This window comes from Methylosinus sp. sav-2, from assembly GCF_004366495.1.
Taxonomy (GTDB): domain Bacteria; phylum Pseudomonadota; class Alphaproteobacteria; order Rhizobiales; family Beijerinckiaceae; genus Methylosinus.
Genome location: NZ_SOEJ01000001.1, coordinates 145,676 through 160,371, shown reverse-complemented (window position 1 = coordinate 160,371; position 14,696 = coordinate 145,676). Strand labels below are relative to the sequence as shown.

13 protein-coding genes are annotated in these 14,696 nt (G+C 64.1%); 9 read left to right on the top strand and 4 right to left on the bottom strand.

Annotated elements, in window-relative coordinates; all coding sequences use genetic code 11:
• Positions 1–18: 18 nt before the first annotated feature.
• On the bottom strand, positions 19–810 hold the full coding sequence (locus EDE12_RS00730; RefSeq protein ID WP_024878480.1) for a TOBE domain-containing protein: 792 nt from the start codon (positions 808–810) through the stop codon (positions 19–21).
• A gap of 56 nt (positions 811–866) precedes the next feature.
• Positions 867–1,808 (bottom strand): N-acetylmuramic acid 6-phosphate etherase, encoded by a 942-nt coding sequence (locus EDE12_RS00725; protein ID WP_026600008.1) that lies wholly within the window; start codon positions 1,806–1,808, stop codon positions 867–869.
• Positions 1,809–1,960: 152 nt separating this feature from the next.
• Here EDE12_RS00725 and EDE12_RS00720 point away from each other — a divergent pair, with 152 nt between their 5' ends.
• Both EDE12_RS00720 and nagA read left to right on the top strand, forming a co-directional pair.
• Positions 1,961–2,992 (top strand): SIS domain-containing protein, encoded by a 1,032-nt coding sequence (locus EDE12_RS00720; protein WP_026600009.1) that lies wholly within the window; start codon positions 1,961–1,963, stop codon positions 2,990–2,992.
• A complete protein-coding gene (gene nagA / locus EDE12_RS00715) occupies positions 2,989–4,149 on the top strand; it encodes an N-acetylglucosamine-6-phosphate deacetylase (protein WP_026600010.1) in 1,161 nt (386 codons plus the stop codon). The genes EDE12_RS00720 and nagA overlap by 4 nt, the downstream gene beginning before the upstream one ends.
• Before the next feature lie 10 nt (positions 4,150–4,159).
• Here the strand turns inward: nagA and EDE12_RS00710 are convergent, their stop codons facing one another.
• Positions 4,160–5,158: a glycoside hydrolase family 3 N-terminal domain-containing protein gene (locus EDE12_RS00710; protein WP_026600011.1), complete on the bottom strand. Its 999-nt coding sequence runs from the start codon at positions 5,156–5,158 to the stop codon at positions 4,160–4,162.
• A gap of 216 nt (positions 5,159–5,374) precedes the next feature.
• Here EDE12_RS00710 and EDE12_RS00705 point away from each other — a divergent pair, with 216 nt between their 5' ends.
• From EDE12_RS00705 to EDE12_RS00690, 4 genes are all read left to right on the top strand, one after another.
• Positions 5,375–6,040: a hypothetical protein gene (locus tag EDE12_RS00705; RefSeq protein ID WP_134187960.1), complete on the top strand. Its 666-nt coding sequence runs from the start codon at positions 5,375–5,377 to the stop codon at positions 6,038–6,040.
• Between the two features lie 104 nt (positions 6,041–6,144).
• A complete protein-coding gene (locus tag EDE12_RS00700; protein ID WP_026600013.1) occupies positions 6,145–7,074 on the top strand; it encodes a DMT family transporter in 930 nt (309 codons plus the stop codon).
• Between the two features lie 81 nt (positions 7,075–7,155).
• Positions 7,156–7,344 carry a DUF3008 family protein gene (locus EDE12_RS00695; RefSeq protein ID WP_026600014.1) on the top strand — a complete coding sequence of 63 codons (189 nt, stop codon included), beginning with the start codon at positions 7,156–7,158 and terminating at the stop codon, positions 7,342–7,344.
• 24 nt (positions 7,345–7,368) lie between these two features.
• The gene (locus EDE12_RS00690; RefSeq protein WP_026600015.1) at positions 7,369–7,770 is read left to right on the top strand and encodes a four-helix bundle copper-binding protein; all 402 of its coding nucleotides are present in this window, start codon (positions 7,369–7,371) and stop codon (positions 7,768–7,770) included.
• Positions 7,771–7,867: 97 nt separating this feature from the next.
• On the opposite strand, the gene EDE12_RS00685 is transcribed toward EDE12_RS00690, so the two are convergent.
• A complete protein-coding gene (locus EDE12_RS00685) occupies positions 7,868–8,503 on the bottom strand; it encodes a TetR/AcrR family transcriptional regulator (protein ID WP_024878488.1) in 636 nt (211 codons plus the stop codon).
• 178 nt (positions 8,504–8,681) lie between these two features.
• On the opposite strand from EDE12_RS00685, the gene EDE12_RS00680 reads away from it, so the two are divergent.
• Genes EDE12_RS00680 through EDE12_RS00670 form a run of 3 tightly spaced genes read left to right on the top strand, consistent with a single transcriptional unit; the run spans position 8,682 to position 14,625 of the window.
• A complete protein-coding gene (locus EDE12_RS00680; protein WP_134187959.1) occupies positions 8,682–10,340 on the top strand; it encodes an efflux transporter outer membrane subunit in 1,659 nt (552 codons plus the stop codon).
• The gene (locus EDE12_RS00675) at positions 10,330–11,490 is read left to right on the top strand and encodes an efflux RND transporter periplasmic adaptor subunit (RefSeq protein ID WP_036291345.1); all 1,161 of its coding nucleotides are present in this window, start codon (positions 10,330–10,332) and stop codon (positions 11,488–11,490) included. The genes EDE12_RS00680 and EDE12_RS00675 overlap by 11 nt, the downstream gene beginning before the upstream one ends.
• A gap of 15 nt (positions 11,491–11,505) precedes the next feature.
• On the top strand, positions 11,506–14,625 hold the full coding sequence (locus EDE12_RS00670) for an efflux RND transporter permease subunit (protein WP_036291347.1): 3,120 nt from the start codon (positions 11,506–11,508) through the stop codon (positions 14,623–14,625).
• The last annotated feature ends 71 nt before the right edge of the window (positions 14,626–14,696 follow it).

Sequence of the window (14,696 nt, the reverse complement as noted above, 5' to 3'; positions counted from 1 at the left end):
GTTCAAACGGAAATCGTATCAGTCGACCGCGAGGATGACGTCGGTCGGGCTGAAGCTGGCGACGGCCCGCTCGCCCTCGGCAATGCCGAGGTCTTCCGCCGTCTGGCGCGGGACGACGGCGTGCATCGTCTTGCCCGCGCCTATATCCAGCAGGACCTCGCTGTTGCGCTCCGCGTCGATTCGCCGCCGCACCACGCCGACGAATTGATTGCGCACGCCGGGGGGCGTGTGCTCGGGCGTGGTGAGATGAACGAAGGAGGATTTGATCAGCGCCAGAGTCTTGCGTCCCGGCTCGAGGCCCAGCTCCACCGCCGAGTCATTGGTGACGATGGCGTGAATGGAGGTCTCCGGCGACACGCGCAGCGTCACCTCGACATCGACCGGCCATTTCTTCACCGAGACGACTTCCGTCTGGAATACATTGCGCGCAGAAATTTTTACGCCCACGCTCCAAAGGAGAAAATCATCCTGATCCTCGAGCCCCTCCTCGGCGATGAGCGAGGAGATGCGCGACAGCCGCTCCTCCAGCCGATGAAATGTGGCGATGAGCCGGCGCCCTTCCGTCGTCACCTCCGCGCCGCCGCCGGAGCGGCCGCCGGCCTTTGTCACAAAGGCGGGGCTGGGCAGAAGATTATTGATGGCGTTCACAGCATCCCACGCCGTCTTATAGCTGAAGCCGACGACCTTCGCGGCCTTGGTGATGCTGCCATATTCGGCGACCGCCTCCAAAAGCTTGATGCGATCGCGTCCGACCAGGAAACGTCCTTCGCTGCGAAGCGCCAGCAGCGCGTCGATCTTGTTGACTGTCATGGCTCTCGCGAATCCTTTCCGGCGAATATTTATTATACCTCTTCGCCGAAGACGCATCAAAATTCGGGCCGATGGGCCTCCGTCACGCCGGATTTTTTCGGTCCCTCGGCCGGCGCGCCGGCGAGCGCCTCCACCGCCCGGCGCAAATGACCGCGCGATCCTTCGAGCGCGGCGCGCGCTTCGCCGAGCCCATGGCCCTCGAGCAGCAGATAGGCCAGCTTCACGCTGCCGCCCGCGCGACGCAGCGCCGCGCCTATCTCCGCGCTCTCGCGTCCGGTGAGCCGCGCCAGAATGCGCTCGCTGCGACGCGCGAGCTTTTTGTTGGAGGCCTGCACATCGACCATCAGCCCTTCATAGACGCGGCCTTGCAGAATCATCACCAGCGATGACAGCATCAGCAGCGCGACGCGCTGCGCAGTGCCGGCCTTCATGCGCGTCGAGCCTGCGATCGCTTCCGATCCCGTGTCGAGAAATATCTCATGCTCCGCTTCGGCGAGCAGCGGCGCGTCACGATTATTGGCGACGCCGATCGTCAAGGCGCCATGCCGCGCCGCCTCGCGCAGGCAGGCGAGGGTGAAGGGCGTCGTGCCGCTCGCCGCGACGGCGATGACGACATCGGCCTCGCCGATCGCATGGCGGCGCATCAGCTCGGCGCCGCGCTCGGTCTCGTCCTCGGCGCCTTCCACGGCTTTCAGCAGCGCGTCGTCGCCGCCCGCCATCAGCAGCAGCAGGCGCTCCTGTGGCCAGCTGAAGGTCGGCGTCAGCTCGGCGCCGTCCTGCACCGCGAGCCGGCCCGATGTTCCGGCGCCGACATAGACGATGCGTCCCCCGTGCGCGAGGCGCCGAACGACCGCGAGCGCCGCCGCTTCCATCGCCGGACGCGCGGCGCGCACGGCGGCGACGGCGGCGAATTGCCCTTCGATCATCGCGTCGAGAATCTCGCTCGGCTCCCATGCGTCGATCGACGAATAGCGTGGGCTCGGACGTTCCGTTTCCATGTGACGCCTCCTTACGGAACAGTTCGTCCTTCGTAGTGGAATTCGCAAGCGAAGACGCTGCCGCGCAAAGGATTTCGCGCTCGCTCGAAGCGCGCTCCCGTGCCATAAGGGACGCGGGCGGGGGGCGTGACAGAGCTGCAGCAGAGCCGCCGATGATCATGCAAGACAATCAAATGGCGATCGAAGCGCGCGAGGCGCCGCATGTGGTCGCAAAGCAACAGGGGCTCATCGCCCCGCGCCTCGCGCCGCTCGTCGCGCGCTTGCGCGATGTAGACCCGCGCGTCGTCGTCACTTGCGCGCGCGGCAGCTCCGCTCATGCGGCGACATTCGCAAAGCATCTCATCGAGCGTGGACTCGGCCTTCCGGTCGCCTCCGCCGCGCCGAACATCACCAGCGTCTATGGCGGCGCGCTGCGGCTCGACGGCCAATTCTTTCTCGCGATCTCGCAGTCGGGCGGCAGCAATGATCTCATAGAGCAGGCCGCCGCCGCGCGCCGCAGCGGCGCCGTCACCGCTTGCCTCGTCAATGAGGTCGAGAGCGAGCTCGCCGCGCAATGCGAGTTCGTTCTGCCAATGGCCGCAGGGCCGGAATTCGCGGTGCCGGCGACGAAGACCTTCATCGCCTCGCTCGCCGCGCTGGCGCGTCTCGTCGCGCTGTGGTCGCAGGATCGCGCGCTCGAGGATGCGCTCGCGCGACTGCCGGAGCGGCTCGCGCGCGCGGCCGAGCTCGATTGGTCGCGAATGGTGGACGCCTTCTCGCGTGCGGAAAGTCTCGTCGCCATAGGACGCGGGCCGACGCTGGCCATAGCACGCGAAGCGGCGCTGAAGCTGAAGGAGACGGCCAATCTCCATGCGGAGGCGTTCAGCTCCGCGGAATTCATGCATGGACCGGTGTCGCTGGTCTCGCCGCTCTATCCGATCCTGATGCTGACGCCGACCGATGAGGCGGCGAGCGGCATGCGTCGTCTGGCCGAGGATTTGCGCGGCAAAGGCGCGGCTCTGTTCACGACGGATCGCGAGGATGAGACGCGCAATCGCTTGCCGACGATCGCATCCGATCATCCCGAGACCGACGCCATCTGCCTCATTCAGAGCTTTTACGCCATGGCGGCGCGGCTCGCAGCGGCGCGCGGCGTCGATGTCGATCGCCCGCGCCATTTGCAAAAGGTGACGCGCACGCGATGAGCGAGGAGTCGCGCCGAACGATCGCCGCCGACGTCGTCTTCGACGGCGAAACGGCGCATCGCGACTGCGCGGTGGTGATAGAGGGCGAGAACATCGTCTCGCTCATTTTGCGTCGCGAGATTCCGCGCGGCGCCGATGTGCTCGAGCTGCCGAAAGGCGTCTGGCTCGCGCCGGGCTTCATCGATATTCAGGTGAATGGCGGCGGCGATGTTCTGTTCAACGATTCGCCGACGCCGGAGGCGATCGCGACGATCCTTCGGGCGCATCGCAAATTCGGCACGACCTCGCTGCTGCCGACTCTCATCACCGACACGGATGAGAAGATGATCGCGGCCAAGCGCGCCGTGACCGACATTCTCCCACATGCGCCCGGCGTGCTCGGCGTGCATTTCGAAGGCCCGTTCATCTCGCCGGAGCGGCTCGGCGTGCATCGCGCCGATCTCCGTCGCGCGCCATCGCCGCATCATATCGAGATGCTCGCGCCGCCGCCGGGCGGCGTGTCGCTCGTCACCCTCGCGCCGGAGGAGGCGCCGACGGGCTTCATCACCGAGCTCGTCGCCGCCGGCTGCAAAATTGCGCTCGGCCATTCCATGGCGAATTACGCGCAGACGCGCGCCGCAATGGCGGAAGGGCTGACCGGCTTCACCCATCTCTTCAACGCGATGCGTCCGCTCGCGAGCCGCGAGCCGGGGCCGATCGCGGCGGCGCTCGAATCTTCGACCGCTCATTACGGGCTCATCGTCGATGGCGAGCATGTCGATCCGGCGATTTTACGCCTCGCTCTGCGCGCCGGCCTCGGCCATCCCATGCTCGTCACCGACGCAATGCCGCCGGTCGGCGGCGACGGACGCGGATTCGTCTTGCAGGGCAGGGAGATTCTCATAAAGGACGGACGCTGCGTGACGGCGGAGGGGACGCTCGCCGGCGCTTCGCTGGATATGGCGAGCGCGGTGCGCAATTGCGTTTCGCTGCTCGATCTTCCGCTCGAGCGCGCGCTCGTTCTCGCTTCCGCCAATCCGGCGAATTTCCTGGGGCTCGGCAAAAGGCTCGGCCGGCTCGTCGCCGGCTATCGCGCCGATATGACGGCCTTCGATCCGCAGAGCCTTCGCATCGTTTCGACCTGGGTCGCCGGCGAGCGCTCCGCCGAGGAATGGTGAGGCGCGCGCGTCACGCCTTCAATCGCTGGATGCGCTCGATCGCGGCCTGAGCATTGGCGCGCAGAGACGCATCCGTCTCGCAGGCGTCGAGAAGCTTCTGCGCATAGCGCGCCGATTCGTCCTGCTCGTCCTTCATATTATTGCCGATGAGGATGAAATCCGCGCCGGCGCGCAAGGCGCGCAGCGCGGCCTCCTCCGTCGTCATCAGCTTTTGCACGCCCTGCATCTGCAGATCGTCGGTCACGACCACAGTCTGCGGCGCCCATTGCCGCAATTTACGAATGGCGACGGAAGAGAGACAGCAGGGCGTGTCCTTCTCCCACTGATTCACCACGCCATGGCTGAACAGAACCATGGGAATGCGCGGCGCCAGCGTCTCGAAGATTTTCACTTGCGTGTCGGTGATGCAATCGGAGAGATCCATCACATGATCGTGCGGATTGACCTTGGCGCCGCCCGTGCCGGGAAAATGCTTCAGGCACAGCTTCAGCCCGGTCGCGCGCGCGACCTCGACCAGCGCTGCGACGCAATCCTCCACGATGCGTGGATCGGCGGAGAAGCTGCGTTGCGCCGAGCCAATGTCGGGACTGTCGGGATTTATGTCGAGATCGACGACGGGGGCGAGATCGGCGTCAATGCCGAGATCGCGCATTTCCGCATAGGCGGGACGCAGCGCGTCGAGCCGCTCCTGTTTTGTCAGCCGGCCGAATTGGCGCGCGCTCGGCAGCGGCGCGAAGCCGCGCTCCTCCTTCAGCCGCCGCACTTTGCCGCCCTCCTGATCGATGAAGATCAGCGGCCGCGTCGGCAGCGCGTGAATCTCTTCGCAGAGCGCCTTCACCTGCGCGGGTGAGAAGATGTTGCGCTCATATTTGCGATCCGTGCAGTCGTAATCGAAGAGGATGACGCCGCCGAGCCCATAGTCGCGCGCGAAACCGCGCATCCAGGGCGGAACTTGCGGCGTGCGGAAGCCGAGCAGGAACAGCTCGCCTATAGGCAGATAGGAAGACATTGCCGTGAGATGGCGCGGCGATGAGCGAGGTCAAACGGGACCGCGATGAAATATGGCGAAAGATAGAAGCTGCGCTTTCGCCCGCTCTCCGTTAAGAGCTGTCGCCACGAGCTTTCGAGTGGAAGGGATAAGTTAGCTCTCTTTAGGTTCGACATGCAGATGGTCCAGCGTAGTTCTCTTTGACATGGGGCGGGCGGCATGCTTGCGACACGAAGAATGTTTCTTCTGGCCGGTGCGCTGGGACTGGGCGGATGCAGCAGCGCATTGCGCCGGAATCGCTATCGTCTGACCGTTGAAGTCGAAACGCCCGAGGGACGACGGGTTGGCTGGAGCGTCATGGAGACGGTCGGAAGCTTCAACGACGGCATGTTTAAAGGTCTCGGCAACGCCGTCTCTTTTGGCACGAAAGGAGAGGCGGTCGCTATCGATCTTGGACCGCGTGGCGTTTTGTTCGTTCTGCTGACGCCCGACCAGGAGCGGAAAGAAAGCGGCGAGCCGTTCGACGTATTCTCGCGGTTGCATCGTGATCTGTGGAGCGAATACGGCATCGACGCCGCTGCAATGGACAGGATGGCCCAGGCGCGGGGCGCGACCGCTGTTCCTCTCGACATGCTGCCCCTGCTCGTGCGTTTCCGCGACATTGCCGATCCCAAGACGGTCGAGCGCGTCGATCCGAACGACCTCGCGGAGAAATTCGGGTCAGGTGTGCGGATTGCGCGCGCGATCTTCGAGATTACCGATGCGCCGGTGATCGATAAGTTGCTACCTTGGTGGAATGGTCCCTTTCCATGGCTGAGGCCACTCGGAAATGGGGTATACCTCGACACGCGGACTGACGCTTTTAAAGTCAGCAAGGACCAATTTCAGCAGGGAATAAAGTGATGTCCACGCAGCTAGGTGGGCGTCGTGAAAGATAGAAGCTGCGCTTTCGCCCGCTCTCCATTAAGAGCTGTAGGCGCGAGCTTTCGAGTGTAAGGATGAGGAAGATGAGCGATGGTGTCGCCGAAAGCGCTCCGCAGACGGCGCGATACGCCACGGGCGCGATGTTCGGCGTTTCTGCCGTCACCGTTTGGGCGACGTGGCTCGTCGTCACGCGGCTAGGCGTGACGACGACGCTCTCGGTCTATGATCTCACAATGCTGCGCTTCGGCGCCGCCGGCGTGCTGCTGTTTCCCATCGTGCTGCGCAAAGGGCTCGCGCTCGAGCGGCTCGGCCCTCTGCGTCTCCTCATTCTCGTCTGCAGCGCCGGCGCACCTTATGTTCTCGTCGCCGCCAGCGGGCTCAGGCTCGCGCCGGTCGCTCATGCGGGCGCGCTGCTACCGGGCTCCATGCCGCTCTTCGTCGCGTTGCTGTCGTTTCTGCTCACGCGGGAACGCTTCACCGCGAGCCGCCTCATCGGCTATGCGCTCATCGCTCTGGGCGGCGCCGCGATAGCGGGTCCGGGCGCATTGTCATTCGGCGAGACGCAGATTGGGCATATTCTGCTTTTGAGCGCGGCTTTCGTCTGGGCCGGCTATGCGATCGTGCTGCGCGCGTCGGGCCTCGATTCGCTGCATGCCGCGGCGCTGGTCTCGACAGGCTCGCTCATTCTCTATGGGCCGCTCTATCTCGCCTTTCACGGCTTGCATGGAATGGACGCGCCGTTGCGCGACATTGTGATTCAGACCTTGTTCCAAGGCGTCATGGTGTCGATCGTGGCGCTGTTTCTCTTCGGCAAAGGCATAGAGCTGCTCGGCGCTTCGGCGGGCGCTGCCTTTTCGGCTCTGGTGCCGCCCATGGCGGCGCTGATCGCCGTTCCGATGCTCGGCGAAATCCCTTCGCCGATAGAGCAGATCGCGCTGCTCTGCGTGTCCATCGGCGTCTATCTCGCGAGCGGCGGCCGAGCGCCGCGCCTGCGCATGTCGTGGCGCGGCTGAAGGAACCTCTCCGGCGCGAAGGGGTTATCCTCCGCCCCGCGTCGCCTTCCCGCGGCGCGAGACGTCGAAGGGGAGGAGCCCATGCCCGCCAAATCAAAGGCTCAGCAAATGGCCGCCGGCGCTGCGCTGGCGGCCAAGCGCGGCGAGATTCCAAAGAGCGAGCTCAAAGGAGCCTCGCGCTCGATGCTCGACTCCATGACCGAGAAGCAGCTCGAGGAATTCGCCGCCACCAAACGCAAGGGCAGGCCGGAGCACGCGGCCAAATCCTGAAGCAAATCCTGAAGGAGACGACTCATGCATGTGGAAGCCATCATCGCCAGCCATCCGCAAATGCGCGGCCGCGCCGACGCCGCGCTCGTCGGCTGTGTCGAAGCCTGCTTCGATTGCGCGCAGGCCTGCGCCGTTTGCGCCGACGCCTGCCTCACCGAGGAGAATGTCGCCGATCTTCGTCGCTGCATAAGGCTCGATCAGGATTGCGCGGACATATGCCTCGCGGCGGGCGCCATCGCCTCGCGGCGCAGCGCGACGGATGAGACGGCGATGCGCGCCGTTCTACAGGCTTGCGTCGATATGTGTCGCGCCTGCGAGAAGGAGTGTCGACGCCACGCCAAGCATCACGAGCATTGTCGCATCTGCGCGGATGTGTGCAAGGAATGCGAGAGCGCCTGTCGCCGCGCGATGGGACCTGCGCATTAGAGCGCTTTCCGATCGGACGGACTCGTCCGATCGATGCGTGGCCATGCGCGCCGCGCCAATTCTCCCCTCTCCCGCGAAAGCGGGAGAGGCGGAAGCGCTAAGGCGCATAGGCCTTCAAGAACACGGCGAGGCCGGACTCCATCACCCGCTCATATTCCGCCTCGCTGCGCAGCTCCAATCCCAGCGCCACGCGCATGGGCAAATCGGAGACGGTGAGATGCAGCAATTGCTCCGCCGCCATCTGCGCGTCGTCGAAGGCGAGCAGGCCTTTCGCCTTCGCCTCGTCGAGATAGCCGGAGACGAGATCGAGGACATTCTGCTTGCCGCTGTTGAAATAGAGATGGCAGAGCTCGGGGTAGCGCCAGCGCTCGCTCGACACCGCCTTGAAAAAAGCGGCCCATTCCCGGGTCAGGAAGCGGGCGACGAAATGCGCGCAGAGCTCGCGTAGCGCCTGCTCGGCGCCGAGGTCGAAATCGGGCTTGGGGACATCGACGCATTTTTGGCTGCATTCGATCTCGATGAGATTGCGAAACAGCGCTTCCTTGCTGGGGAAATAGGCGTAGAGCGTCGCTTTCGACACGCCCGCCGCGCGCGCGATTCCGTCCATGGACGTCTCGGCGAAGCCCTGCTCCAGAAATTGAGTCCGAGCCGCCGAGAGGATCTGACACTCCTTGCGATTCGGCACATGGTCTGTGGCCGGCTCCGTCGCGGTCGCCTCCGCTTCCTCGGTCATATGCTCAGGTCCAACCCCGTCATTCTGTCCCTCCTCCCGCAGCAGTCCCACGCAGGCCTTGTCTCAGCCTTTGCGTTGCTTTTCCATCCCCGGGAAAAACTGAACCGTTCAGTTTTAGCATTGACATGCGGGCTCTGCATTAATATTAAAACTGAACGGTTCAGTTTTCGAGAGGGTCATGCCGAAATTTTCGCGACGCCGCTTCCGACAAGCGAAAACCGCGCCTCATGTGGGAATCCCGCCCGCCGCCGCTCGCAGCGCCGCTGCTTTCGCAGCGCTGACGCTGTCCGCATGTGCGGTCGGGCCTGATTTTGTTCCGCCTCCCGCTCCGGCGAGCGCTGGCTATGGCAAGATTGGCGCTTCCACCGAATCCGCGGCGGCCGCCGGCGGCGCCTCGCAGCGCTTCGCCCATGGCCGCGATGTGCCCGGCGAATGGTGGAAGCTGTTCCATTCCAAGCAGATATCGGCCCTCGTCGCCGAGGCGGTGGCGAATCACCCGGACATAATGGCGGCCGAGGCGGCGCTGCGGCAGGCGCGTGAGACGATAGAGGCCAATTCGGCGACCTTCCTGCCGCAGGCGACGCTCGGCGACAGCTATCAGCGCCAGCAGTCGACGACGGCGCAATATTCCGGCCTCACTTCCTCTAGCTCGTCGTCATCATCGTCTTCGTCCTCCTCGTCCAGCTCCAGCTCGACCTTCGTCTATGGCTTGCACAACGCAAATGTGTCGGTGTCCTTCGCGCCGGATGTGTTCGGCAAGTCCTGGCGCACGCTGGAGAGCGACACGGCCGCCGCCGAGCAGAAGCGCTTCCAGCTCGAGGCGACCTATCTCGCGCTCACCGCCAATGTCGTCACCGCGGCCATCGCCGACGCCTCCTACGCCTCGCAGATCAAGGTGACGCGCGATCTCATCGCCGCCTATCGCACGCAGCTCGATCTGCTCGAGAAGCGCTTCGAGCTCGGCGCCGTCAGCCAGGCGGATGTGCTGTCCGAGCGCGCGCAGCTCGCGCAGGCGCAGGCCACTCTGCCGCCGCTGGAAAAAGCGCGTGCGCAGAACCGCAATCTGCTGATGGCCTATCTCGGCCGCTTCCCCAACGCCGACAAAGGCGAGGCGGTCGATCTCTCCGGCCTGCGCCTGCCCGGCGAATTGCCGGTCAGCCTGCCGTCGACTCTGGTGCGCCAGCGGCCGGATATTCTCGCATCGGAGAATCAGCTGCATCAGGCCAGCGCGGAGATCGGCGTCGCCACGGCGAACATGCTCCCGCAATTCTCGCTCACCGCGACGGGCGGCGCGCAGGCGACGAATTTCACCACTTTGTTCACGCCGCAGACAATGGTCTACACGCTCGCCGCCCAGGCCTCGGCGAAGGCCTTCGACGCCGGCTCGCTGTTCCACACGCGCGAGGCCAAGGTCGCGGCCTTCGAGCAGTCGGAGGCGCAATATCGCTCCACCGTCATCTCCGCTTTCCAAAATGTCGCCGATTCTCTGCAGGCGGTGAAATACGACGCCGGCACGCTGCGTGCGCAAGTGGCGGCGGAAAAAGCCGCAGCGGAAAGCCTCGAGATCGCGCGCGCGCAATATCGCGCCGGCTCGACGACCTATTCGATCGTGCTCAACGCCGAGCAGACGCTGCTCACCGCGCGGCTCAACCGCGTGAAGGCGCAGGCGGCGCGCTTCGCCGATACGGCGGCGCTGTTGCAATCGCTCGGCGGCGGCTGGTGGAACCGCATCGACGAGACGCCGGCCTCGCAGGCCAAACCCACGGATATTATCGCTACATCGCCGATCGCCGCGGCGATCAGAGCCCAGGCGGAGGAAGCTCGAGATGGTCGCTAGAACCTTGCTGCAGGATCGTTTCGGACCCATGGCGAAGCCGATGGCGATCATGCTCGCGATCGTCGCGCTCGTCTTCGGCGGACTCTATGGCTTCAACGTGTTTCGCAACACGATGATCAAGGGCTTTCTCGCCTCCATGGCCAACCCGCCGCAGACCGTCTCGGTCACGACCGCGGGCTATCAGGAATGGCGGCCCAAGCTCACTGCAGTCGGCACGTTTCGCGCGGTGAACGGCGCCGATCTCTCGCTGGAGGCCTCCGGCATCGTCGAGAAGATCCACTTTCAATCCGGCCAGCAAGTGGAGGCGGGCCAGCTGCTGCTGGAATTGCGCAAGGACACCGATCTCGCCAAGCTCGCCTCGCAAAAGGCGGCCGCAGAGCTCGCCGGCATAAATCTGCGGCGCGATCAGGCGCAGCTGAAGATTCACGCCGCGAGCCAGGCGACGGTCGACACCGATCTCGCCAATCTCAAAAGCGCCGAGGCGGAAGTCGCGCAGCAGGAGGCGGTGATCGCGCAAAAGACATTGCGCGCGCCCTTCGCCGGGCGGCTCGGCATTCGCGCGGTCGATCTCGGCCAATATATCGGCGCCGGTTCCGTCATCGTGACGCTGCAGGCGCTCGATCCCATCTATCTCGACTTCACTTTGCCGCAGCAGGCGCTGAACGGCATAGAGGTCGGCCAATCGATCGACGCCGGCGTCGATGCGTTTCCGAATAAGAAATTCACCGGCAAGATCGTCGCGATCAACTCCAAGGTGGATCAGGCGAGCCGCAATGTGCAGGTGCGCGCCAGCCTCGCCAATTCCGCTCTCGAGCTGAAGCCCGGAATGTTCGCGCAGATCGACATTGCGACCGGCAAGCCCGAGCGCCTCATCACCCTGCCGCAGACGGCGATCGTCTATGCGCCTTTCGGCAATTCCGTGTTTCTCGTGCAGAAGCCGGATGAAAAAGGCGCAGGCCTTTCGGCGCATCAGACCTTTGTGCGCCTCGGCGCGACGCGCGGCGACGAGGTCGCCGTGCTGGAGGGCGTGACGGAGGGCGCGACCGTCGTCACCGCCGGACAGGTGAAGCTGAGAAACGGTTCGCCGCTGAATATTTCCGACACGCAGCAGCCGCCGGTCGATCCCAATCCCAAGCCCGTGGATCAGTGAACGGAGACGACGAACATGCGTTTCACCGACATTTTCGTGCGTCGCCCGGTGCTCGCCTCCGTGGTGAGCCTCTTGATCCTGGTGCTGGGCCTGCGCTCGCTCTTCACCTTGCCGACGCTACAATATCCGCGCACGCAAAACGCCGTCGTGACGGTGACGACCTCCTATTTCGGCGCTGATCCGGCGACCGTCGCCGGCTTCGTCACCACGCCGCTCGAGAACGCCATCGCGCAGGCGAACGGCATCGACTATCTCACCTCGACGAGCCAGGTCGGCACCAGCACCATCACCGCCAATCTGCGGCTCAACTATGATTCCGGCAAGGCGCTGACCGAGATCAGCACCAAGATCGACTCGGTGCTCAATCAGCTGCCGTCCGCTGTGCAGCGGCCGGTCATCACGGTGAAGATCGGCCAGACCACCGACGCCATGTATATCGGCTTCAATAGCGATATTCTGACATCGAGCCAGGTCACCGATTATCTGATCCGCGTCGTGCAGCCGCGCCTGCAATCCGTGCCGGGCGTGCAGACGGCGGAGCTCATCGGCGGCAAGACCTTCGCGCTGAGAGCATGGCTCGATCCGGTCAAGCTCGCCGCCTATGGCCTCACCGCCAGCGAGCTCTCCGCCTCGCTGCAGGGCAATGACTATATCGCCGGCCTCGGCTCGACCAAGGGCGAGATGGTGCAGGTCACGCTCACCGCGGCCACCTCGCTGCATTCGCTCGAGGAGTTCCGCAATCTCGTCGTCAAGCAGGTGAACGGCGCCAATGTGAAGCTGCGGGACGTCGCCAATGTCACGCTCGGCTCGGAGGATTACGAATCCGCCGTGGCCTTCAATGGCAAGCAGGCGGTGTATATTGGCATTCTCGTCGCGCCCAACGCCAATCTTCTCGATGTCGTCAAAGGCGTGAAAGAAGCCTATCCCGACATTTTGAAATCGCTGCCGCAGGGTCTCAACAGCGATATCGTCTATGACACGACCGACTTCGTGAACAGCTCCATCGACGAGGTGATTCACACGCTGATCGAGGCGATACTCATCGTCACCGGCGTCGTGTTCATGTTCCTCGGCTCCTGGCGCTCGGTGGTCATACCGATCGTCGCCATCCCGCTGTCGCTCATCGGCACATTCACCATTCTGCTGGCGCTCGGCTTCTCGATCAATCTGCTCACCCTGCTGGCGCTGGTTCTGGCGATCGGCCTCGTCGTCGACGACGCGATCATCGTCGTCGAAAACGTCAATCGCCATCTCGCCGACGGCATGAAGCCTTTCGACGCGGCCTTCCAGGCGGCGCGCGAGCTCGCCGGTCCGATCATCGCGATGACCATCGTGCTGATCGCCGTCTATGTGCCGATCGGCTTTCAGGGCGGCCTTACCGGCGCGCTCTTCGTCGAATTCGCCTTCACTCTGGCGGGAGCCGTGACGGTCTCCGCCGTCATCGCGCTGACGCTGTCGCCGGTGAGCTGCGCGCTGGTGTTGAAAGCGCCGCATCGCGGCGAGGAGACGCTGGAAACGCGCATCATCGAATTCATCGACGCCAAGATGGATTGGGTCAAGGATCGCTATCAGCATCTGCTGGCGCGTTCCCTGCATTTCGTGCCGGTGACGCTCGCTTTCGGCGGCATTGTGCTCGCGAGCATCTTTTGGCTCTATTCGAATTCGAAGAACGAGCTCGCGCCCAATGAGGATCAAGGCGTCGTCTTCGCGCAATCCACCTCTGCGCCCAACGCCACATTGCAGCAGAAGCTCTTCTATGGCGATCAGGTCTACAAGACCTTCGCCAAGCATCCCGAAATGACGAGCTCCTTCCAGATCGTCACGCCCGGCCTCATCTTCGGCGGCCTCGTTCTCACGCCGCCGGACAAGCGCAAGATTACCGCCGAGCAGATGCAGCAGACGCTGCAGCAGGAGCTCGCGCGCTCCGTTCCGGGCCAGCGTCTCGTCACCTTCCAGCCGCAGCCGCTGCCGGGCTCCAATGGTCTGCCGATTCAATTCGTCGTGCAGAGCACCGACACATTCGACAAGATGAACGATATCTCGCGCGACTTCCTCTCCAAGGCGCTGGCGACGGGCAAGTTCATGTTCCTCGACACCGATCTGAAGATCGACCAGCCGCAGATGTCGCTCGTCATCGATCGCGAGAAGACGGCGCAGCTCGGCTTGCGGATGCTCGACGTCGGCGGCGCGCTCACGACTGGATTGAGCGGCGGCTACACGCAATATTTCGGATTGGACGGGCGCTCGTACAAAGTCATCCCGCAGATGGCGCAACAGTTCCGGCTCAATCCGGATCAGATCTTGAACTATTACATCAAGACCGCGGACGGCTCTTCCGTGCCGCTGTCGACGGTGGCGAAGTTCCAGACCATGGTCGTGCCGGAGTCGCTCAATCACTTCCAGCAGATCAACTCCTTCACCATCTCCGGCGTCGCCGCTCCCGGCGTCATCGCCGGCGAGGCGCTGGAGACGTTGAAGGAGGTCGCCGCGAAAACGCTGCCGCCGTCCTACACGATCGACTATGCCGGCTCCTCACGGCAGTTCGTGCAGGAATCGAGCGGCTTCGCAGGGACCTTCGGCTTCGCGCTCATCATCATCTTCCTGGCGCTCGCTGCGCAGTTCGAGAGCTTCCGCGATCCGCTCATCATTCTCGTCTCCGTGCCGATGTCGATCGCCGGCGCGCTCGTCTTCATCATGCTGGGCTTCGGCGGCGCGAGCATCAACATCTACACGCAGGTGGGCCTCGTCACGCTGATGGGCCTCATCAGCAAGCACGGCATTCTCATCGTCGAATTCGCCAATGAGCAGCAGCATCTCGGCAAGTCGAAATATGACGCGATCATAGAAGCGACTTCGATCCGCCTGCGGCCGATCCTCATGACGACGGCGGCGATGGTGCTCGGCGTTCTGCCGCTCATCATGGCGAGCGGCGCCGGCGCGGCCTCGCGTTACAATATGGGTCTCGTCATCGCCTCAGGCCTGTCGATCGGCACATTGTTCACGCTCTTCGTGCTGCCGGCGGTCTATCTCGTGCTCGCCGCGGATCACTCGAAAACGCGAGAGGCGAGCGCCATCGATCTCGAGGACGCGCATGACGCGCGCGCCGAAAATAAGATTCGCGTCGTCGCCTCTTGAGGCGACGATATGCGGAGCCGAAGACTCGCGGCCTTCCGCCCCACTCGGGCCGCGGGTCTTCAGGTTCGCAA